The following is a 6,090-nucleotide window of genomic DNA, read 5'->3' as shown; positions in this document are numbered from 1 at the left end:
ACTTAGGAAAAGTCAACAATCAAAAATTTGTGACCATCCCTCATGCTCGATTAATTGAGATGATTAGTTATAAATGTCAATTAGAAGGAATCTCTGTGATTCTTCAAGAAGAATCCTATACCTCAGCTTCTAATTTTTTGAATGACGATCCTCTCCCCGTTTATGGACAGATAACTGAAAAGCCAGTGTTTTCAGGAAAAAGAATTTCGCGATGGTTATATTGTACAGATAAGGGGATTCTGGTTCAATCTGATGTCATGGGTTCCTACAATATTTTACGAAAAGCATTCCCAAATGTGTTTAACCGCTATGGGATAGAGAGGTGCATAGTTCACCCAAGAAGAATCAATCTCTCGAAGTAAAAGTGAAGGGAATTTCTGAAATGGAATTCAGTCTGTCTATATTTGACTATACTTTTACTAACTATGACGAGACTGGATATCTACCGGCTACTGTTCCGCAGTTCCGACGTTCCCTAAAATCAGAGACTTCCTACCTCACCATGAAGATAACTGCTCTCGATCAAAAACAACCCCTAACCGAGAGGTTAGGAGTTATGGATCAAGGTAGTTGTTTGGTCAAAATTAAAGATAGAGATGAGTTGAAAAACTAGGCAAGAGGATCACACCCATGTCCACTACAGCATTACCTAAAACGGTGATTTGTTGGCTAAAGTCCAGTCTTTGCAGAGCGGTGAGGACGAGATTCGCCTCGCGAGTCATTTTGTAGTTAGCGGGGACGGGAACCACAGTTCCTTCCTTGATCGGCTCTCTTATTCTTTGTGTGATAAGTTTAACTTAGATAGGAGAGATCAATCTTTGTGTCCTTTGTGTCTTTGTGGTTCGTTCCACGCGCTTGCCAGCAGGACTGTATCTTAGAATACATTTTACCCAGCAAACCCAAGAGAACCTTTGATCATTTCCGCTAATTGATGCCAGAAACCTAGTTTGGTGTTAAGACTGAGAATACCGTAGGATCCAGTAATCGGATTGCTGACTTTTTATAATAAGCCTCACAGGTGATTGTTCATTTGATTTAGAGACTTGCTTACTGCCTTATCTCTTTACCCGCGCATCATGTAACAAAAAATTTAGAATTGCAAATAATTATTACAAATACTTGACTTAAGATATTTCTATGGTGACAGAAACACAAATCAAAGAAAAAGCGCTAGAGTTGGGCTTCCATAAAGTCGGTATTGCCTCTGTGGACAGCCAAGACTCGGCGGTATCCCATCTAAAAAGCTGGTTAGAGCGGGGTTATCACGCTGATATGGATTGGATGACTAACCCGAAACGACAGGATATCAAAACTCTTTGGCCGGAAGTGCGATCGCTAATTGGTCTCGCCCTTAACTACTACACTCCCCAACAACACAGTCAAGAGCAAAACCATGGCAAAATTTCCCGTTATGCTTGGGGACGGGATTATCACAAAGTATTAAGTAAAAAATTAAAAGCCCTCAGTCAATGGTTAGAAAGTCAGGGAGAGCAAATTCAAACCCGTTACTATGTGGATACTGGACCAGTACAGGATAAAGTTTGGGCGCAAAGAGCAGGGATCGGCTGGATTGCCAAGAACGGTAACTTAATTACCCGCAATTACGGCAGTTGGGTCTTTTTAGGGGAAATATTAACTAATTTACCTTTAGAACCCGATCGACCCCATAGCTCCCATTGTGGCACCTGTAGCCGTTGTTTAAGCGCTTGTCCGACCCAAGCAATAGTTAGTCCCTATGTGGTGGATGCTAATCGCTGTATTGCCTACCATACTATCGAAAATCGTGCTGTAACTTTGCCTACAGAAATTGCCAAGAATTTACAAGGTTGGGTAGCCGGCTGCGATATCTGTCAAGATGTCTGTCCTTGGAATCAACGTTTTGCCCAAGTTACCGACGTGGAGGATTTTCAACCTCGTCCCGAAAACCTCTCGCCAAGGTTGGATGAATTAGCTAATCTAACTATAGAGGAGTGGGATCGTCGTTTTATCTCGTCAGCCCTGCGTCGAATCAAACCCCAGCAGTGGCGACGTAATGCCCAAGCTAATTTAGCTCATTCCCCTCACCCCGCACAAGATGACAATTAAAGTGGTCGTGTTCGATTTTGATGGTACTATCGCCGATACCCACGATACTTTCGTGGAGATTGTCAATCGTTTGGCTAAAAATTTTGGTTATCAACCCGTCAACGAGGAAGATTTGGCCAGACTAAAAAACCTTAGTTCCCAAGAAATTATTAAACAATCCCAAGTTTCCCCCGTTAAAATCCCTTTTTTACTCTATCGAGTTAAACGGGAATTAAATAAACAAATTGAATGTCTGAAACCCTTCCATGGCTGGCATCAATGCCTCGCCACTCTTAAAGAAAGAGGCTATAGATTAGGAATAATAACTTCTAATACCAAAGAAAATGTCACCATATTTTTAGATAATAATCAACTCTTAAATTTATTTGATTTTATCTGTTCGGGAACGCCTTTATTCAGCAAACACAAAATTATTGATCGCCTGATCCGACAAAATAAATTCTGTCCCGATGAAATGATTTATGTCGGCGATGAAACCAGAGATATTACTGCCGCCCAAAAAAGTCAAGTGCAAGTGGTGGCCGTCGCTTGGGGCTTTAATTCCCCTCAAATTCTCACTCAATTTAACCCCGATCATCTCATTCATCATCCCCTAGAATTATTGGATATTTTAGATAGGGCTGGCTGAAAAAGTTTTTACTAAGGGCATGGACATTTGTACTAGAATATCCAACACTCAGTTTAAATATAGACTTCGATTGATGGGGGCAGAGAGACTCGAACTCTCACGAGCTTATAAGGCTCAACGGATTTTAAGTCCGTAGCGTCTACCATTCCGCCACGCCCCCGTTATTTGACCGACAATTTTTTATCATATCATAAATAATTTAATTGGCAAGAGTATTTTCAGTAAATTATTTTAGCCCGCCAATTCGATCGCCACAAAGGGGGAAAGAGGGGGTAAAATAATCAGCAGGTGAATTGCCGTTCACCGACAGCTATTGAGAAAAATATATCCTTATGCAATCAATTCTGACGCAAGAAACCATTATCATCGCCCTGATCTACCTATCTCTCAGTGTCTTGTATTTGCTCGTCATTCCCGCCGTTATCTACTACTACCTCAATACACGCTGGTATGTGGCTTCTTCTTGGGAAAGAGGGTTTATGTACTTTCTGATGAGCTTTTTCTTCCCCGGGATGCTGTTGTTGAGTCCTTTCCTTAACTTCCGTCCCCAACGTCGTACCCTAAAAGCTTAAGTTATCAACCAAAAAAAACCCATGAGACGCATTGATGTCATCGGGATTGGTATAGGGATGTTTGCTATGGGCGGCATCCTCTACATTGTCCTACAAAAAACCGGTTTAGATAGTGCTTCGGCGGGAATTTGGAGTCAAGCGGTGTTGGTAGGTGGTGTCATCGGTTGGATTTTTACCTATCTGTTTCGAGTCGCCACCGATAATATGACCTACGGCCAACAGCGCAAGGATTACGAAGATGCCGTCTTTAAAAAACGTCTGGAAGCGATGACTCCCGAAGAAATCGCCCAAATGCAGCGGGAGATTGAAGAAGAAAAAACTAAATAGACCGATGAAACCCGATAAAATCATCATCGGTTGGCGAGAATGGCTGGATTTACCTGATTTAGGCATTACCAAAATAAAGGCCAAGATTGATACAGGCGCTCGCTCCTCGGCCCTACACGCTTTTGATCTGCATCCTTTTCGAGATGGCGATCGCAATTGGCTGCGCTTTCAAGTTCATCCCTACCAAAAAGATAGTCGCCACACTGTCACCACTACCGCAGAAATCCTCGAATGGCGACGGGTAAAAAATTCCGGGGGTCAAAGTCAACTACGTCCCGTTATCAGAACAAGTGTATCACTTGGCGGTCGTCAATGGCCGATCGAATTAACCTTGACTAATCGCGATGTCATGGGTTTTCGGATGTTGTTAGGACGAGAAGCACTGAAAAAAGGCTTTCTTGTCCATCCGAATAGGTCTTTTTTACTGAGTTAAGTTATATTTAAAGCCGTGGCTCTCCCAGGTTTGGTGGGTAAAATGTATTCTAAGATACATTACTCCTAGCGAGGGAGTGGAGCGAACCACAAAGACACAAAGGACACAAAGATCGATCCTATGTAAGTTAAACTTATCACACAGAACCTAGAAGAGCCAAGCCGTCAGTTTTGCATCAGTTATCAGTTATCAGTTATCAGATGTGAGTTTTTAGTTCACTGTTTACTGTTTACTAAAAAGGCTCCACTACTTCCCGATCTCCTATACCTTTTAAACAAGATTTAGTATTAGATTCCCATAATATTGATTCTCTCTCAGATTCTTGAGGAATGCCTCTCGACATTCTTAATAATTTCAGGTGTATTATTATCTATCTAAATTCTTGGAGATTGTTGCTGTATAATTGTGATGACTGCCCCCGCTTTTCAGCCGAACTATGCCCATTCCCGATTTTCAATCGATTATGTTGCCCCTATTAAAAATACTTGCAGATGGCAAAGTTTATAAATATCGAGAAATTATTGAAGCCTTGGTCAGAGAGTTTCAAGTCACGGAAGCGGAAAGAAAAGAAATGCTTCCCAGTGGACAACAAGAAATTTTTGCTAATCGAGTCGGTTGGGCAAAAACCTATTTAAAGAAAGCGGGATTAATTGACTCACCCCAAAGAGCAACTTTTGTAATTTCTGAGAAAGGAAAAGAAATCTTATCTCAAAATCCTACTCGAATTGATACCAAATTTCTCAGGCAATTTCCTGAGTTTCAAGAATTTACTAGAGTCAATAAGCAAAATGAAACTATTACTCTTGAAAGCAATTTATCAACTTCTGATCAAGAACAAAATCCCGAGGAATTACTAGAAAACTCCTATCAAGAAATTCGTCAAGCATTAGCGACAGACTTACTTTTTATTCTGCGAAAATTATCCCCAGATGCTTTTGAAAAATTAGTAGTAGAATTACTGGTAAAAATGGGTTATGGTGGCTCGATTAGAGATGCTGGTAAAGCGGTAGGTAAGAGCGGGGATCAAGGGATTGATGGGATAATAAAAGAAGATAGACTCGGTTTAGATATAATCTATATTCAAGCCAAAAGATGGGCTGATAATAATGCCGTTGGTCGTCCAGAAATCCAGAAATTTGTCGGAGCATTAGCGGGACAAGGAGCCAAAAAAGGTATTTTTATCACTACTTCCTATTTTACCCAAGAAGCTTTAGAATATGCCCCCAGAAATGAGATAAAAATAGTGCTGATTGATGGGGAAGAATTAAGTCAATTGATGATTGATTATAACTTAGGTGTATCGACCCAAAAAATCTATGAAATCAAGAGAATTGATCATGATTATTTTGGGGATGAATGAGAGAGAGAGGAGGACAAGGGTTACAGAAAACGGCCATGGCGTTAAAATAGATGGAAAAAATAGAGGATAAAAACTATGGACGGGATGACCTTTTTTCAGAAAAGTGCGGGACAGTGGAAATCTCAGCGCACCACCCATCATTTACCCTTTCGACGCTCAGAAACCGGCGATTCCGAGATTTATGTGGAAGCTTTAAGCGCCGATAACCCGAAAATTATCGCTATCTGTGAAATGCACGAAGTCGATCCCGCTAAGACTGTGGGGGGTGCCTTTGTCAGTTGGGATGGTTCGATGCAGTGGGACAAAGAAAACGAAAATCATCAAGGAACCACCGTTTTTGCGCTAATTCCCGACGAAGATAATCCCCAAGCGGGTGTTCTCCTGCGGGAGCGAGGTTATGCGGAAATCATTCCCGTGGCGGGCCGTTATCACATTGATGAACAGGAAGGTTTAGTCTTAATTACAGAATACGAAACTATGACCTCGATCGAGCGTTTTTGGTTTGCCGATGCCGATTTACGTCTCCGCACTAGCACAGTTCAACGTTTTGGCGGTTTTAATACGGCCACTTTTTGTGCTGAATCCCGCAATCAGTCATCGGAGTCAGTCTCTAGTGATTCCCCCGAACCATCATCCTATTCGATTAGTGGCTGGTAAATTCAGTTATCAGTTATCAGTTATCAGT

11 protein-coding genes and 1 tRNA gene are annotated in these 6,090 nt (G+C 41.5%); 9 read left to right on the top strand and 3 right to left on the bottom strand.

What is annotated here, in order from left to right; all coding sequences use genetic code 11:
- Both PX484_RS16000 and PX484_RS15995 read left to right on the top strand, forming a co-directional pair.
- Window positions 1-362 (top strand): zinc ribbon domain-containing protein (locus tag PX484_RS16000; protein ID WP_288104708.1); only part of this gene is annotated, 362 nt, incomplete at its 5' end.
- 20 nt (window positions 363-382) lie between these two features.
- Entirely contained in the window at window positions 383-613 is a 231-nt protein-coding gene (locus PX484_RS15995; protein ID WP_287670298.1) for a hypothetical protein, read from the top strand.
- Here the strand turns inward: PX484_RS15995 and PX484_RS15990 are convergent.
- Both PX484_RS15990 and PX484_RS15985 read right to left on the bottom strand, forming a co-directional pair.
- Window positions 585-749: an orange carotenoid protein N-terminal domain-containing protein gene (locus PX484_RS15990; RefSeq protein WP_002803423.1), complete on the bottom strand. Its 165-nt coding sequence runs from the start codon at window positions 747-749 to the stop codon at window positions 585-587. The genes PX484_RS15995 and PX484_RS15990 overlap by 29 nt on opposite strands.
- A gap of 137 nt (window positions 750-886) precedes the next feature.
- Window positions 887-967, bottom strand: a complete 81-nt coding sequence (locus tag PX484_RS15985; RefSeq protein ID WP_230400978.1) for a hypothetical protein — start codon at window positions 965-967, stop codon at window positions 887-889.
- Window positions 968-1,137: 170 nt separating this feature from the next.
- On the opposite strand from PX484_RS15985, the gene queG reads away from it, so the two are divergent.
- Both queG and PX484_RS15975 read left to right on the top strand, forming a co-directional pair.
- Window positions 1,138-2,085 carry a tRNA epoxyqueuosine(34) reductase QueG gene (gene queG / locus PX484_RS15980; protein ID WP_287768196.1) on the top strand — a complete coding sequence of 316 codons (948 nt, stop codon included), beginning with the start codon at window positions 1,138-1,140 and terminating at the stop codon, window positions 2,083-2,085.
- On the top strand, window positions 2,075-2,713 hold the full coding sequence (locus PX484_RS15975; RefSeq protein ID WP_002803420.1) for an HAD-IA family hydrolase: 639 nt from the start codon (window positions 2,075-2,077) through the stop codon (window positions 2,711-2,713). The genes queG and PX484_RS15975 overlap by 11 nt, the downstream gene beginning before the upstream one ends.
- 74 nt (window positions 2,714-2,787) lie before the next feature.
- On the opposite strand, the gene PX484_RS15970 is transcribed toward PX484_RS15975, so the two are convergent.
- A tRNA-Leu gene (locus PX484_RS15970) sits at window positions 2,788-2,873 on the bottom strand.
- Between the two features lie 172 nt (window positions 2,874-3,045).
- Between PX484_RS15970 and ndhL the strand changes: the two genes are divergently transcribed.
- The 5 genes from ndhL (at window position 3,046) to PX484_RS15945 (ending at window position 6,062) form a co-directional block, all read left to right on the top strand.
- Window positions 3,046-3,285, top strand: coding sequence for an NAD(P)H-quinone oxidoreductase subunit L (gene ndhL / locus PX484_RS15965; RefSeq protein ID WP_002732218.1), 240 nt, complete (start codon window positions 3,046-3,048; stop codon window positions 3,283-3,285).
- A 21-nt stretch (window positions 3,286-3,306) separates the two neighbouring features.
- The gene (locus tag PX484_RS15960; protein ID WP_002744428.1) at window positions 3,307-3,612 is read left to right on the top strand and encodes a DUF3007 family protein; all 306 of its coding nucleotides are present in this window, start codon (window positions 3,307-3,309) and stop codon (window positions 3,610-3,612) included.
- Window positions 3,613-3,616: 4 nt separating this feature from the next.
- Window positions 3,617-4,045 carry an ATP-dependent zinc protease family protein gene (locus PX484_RS15955; RefSeq protein WP_002751980.1) on the top strand — a complete coding sequence of 143 codons (429 nt, stop codon included), beginning with the start codon at window positions 3,617-3,619 and terminating at the stop codon, window positions 4,043-4,045.
- Window positions 4,046-4,481: 436 nt separating this feature from the next.
- A complete protein-coding gene (locus PX484_RS15950; protein WP_002803417.1) occupies window positions 4,482-5,405 on the top strand; it encodes a restriction endonuclease in 924 nt (307 codons plus the stop codon).
- 75 nt (window positions 5,406-5,480) lie between these two features.
- Window positions 5,481-6,062 (top strand): phycobiliprotein lyase, encoded by a 582-nt coding sequence (locus PX484_RS15945; RefSeq protein ID WP_002781010.1) that lies wholly within the window; start codon window positions 5,481-5,483, stop codon window positions 6,060-6,062.
- The last annotated feature ends 28 nt before the right edge of the window (window positions 6,063-6,090 follow it).

Origin of the sequence: Microcystis sp. M49636_WE2 (assembly GCF_030065375.1) — a bacterium.
GTDB lineage: Bacteria > Cyanobacteriota > Cyanobacteriia > Cyanobacteriales > Microcystaceae > Microcystis > Microcystis aeruginosa_C.
Note: the sequence above shows the minus strand (reverse complement) of the source record. Positions and strands in the feature narration are given on the sequence as shown.

What these genes read in the sequence shown, in the direction of transcription:
- PX484_RS15995 (WP_287670298.1), top strand. Translation starts at nt 383, where the DNA reads ATGGAATTCAGTCTGTCTATATTTGACTATACTTTTACTAACTATGAC.
- queG (WP_287768196.1), top strand. Translation starts at nt 1,138, where the DNA reads ATGGTGACAGAAACACAAATCAAAGAAAAAGCGCTAGAGTTGGGCTTC.
- PX484_RS15975 (WP_002803420.1), top strand. Translation starts at nt 2,075, where the DNA reads ATGACAATTAAAGTGGTCGTGTTCGATTTTGATGGTACTATCGCCGAT.
- ndhL (WP_002732218.1), top strand. Translation starts at nt 3,046, where the DNA reads ATGCAATCAATTCTGACGCAAGAAACCATTATCATCGCCCTGATCTAC.
- PX484_RS15960 (WP_002744428.1), top strand. Translation starts at nt 3,307, where the DNA reads ATGAGACGCATTGATGTCATCGGGATTGGTATAGGGATGTTTGCTATG.
- PX484_RS15955 (WP_002751980.1), top strand. Translation starts at nt 3,617, where the DNA reads ATGAAACCCGATAAAATCATCATCGGTTGGCGAGAATGGCTGGATTTA.
- PX484_RS15950 (WP_002803417.1), top strand. Translation starts at nt 4,482, where the DNA reads ATGCCCATTCCCGATTTTCAATCGATTATGTTGCCCCTATTAAAAATA.
- PX484_RS15945 (WP_002781010.1), top strand. Translation starts at nt 5,481, where the DNA reads ATGGACGGGATGACCTTTTTTCAGAAAAGTGCGGGACAGTGGAAATCT.